1 rRNA gene is annotated in these 268 nt (G+C 44.0%); it reads left to right on the forward strand.

Annotation, left to right across the window (positions count from 1 at the left end):
• Positions 1–188: 188 nt before the first annotated feature.
• Positions 189–268, forward strand: a 5S ribosomal RNA gene (gene rrf, locus H3U96_RS11145); the annotation flags it as partial.

The raw sequence follows: 268 nt of genomic DNA on the forward strand, positions 1-268 counted from the left end.
AGTGTAGTGATACATTGAGCTAACTGATACTAATGAACCGAGAGTCTTAACCTTACAACTCGGAGTTGTTTTGGATACGCGAAGATAGAGATAGATTAATAGATACTCGAACAGTTTGTTCCGGATTGAGCGATTGATGTGGATATGAGATAATGCACATCAATTGGAAGAAGAGAAGACAGAATATGTCTGGCGGTAATAGCGCGGTGGTCCCACCTGACCCCATGCCGAACTCAGAAGTGAAACGCCGTAGTGCCGATGGTAGTGT

It is taken from the genome of Gilliamella sp. M0364 (genome assembly GCF_016100565.1).
Classification (GTDB): Bacteria; Pseudomonadota; Gammaproteobacteria; order Enterobacterales; family Orbaceae; genus Gilliamella; species Gilliamella apis.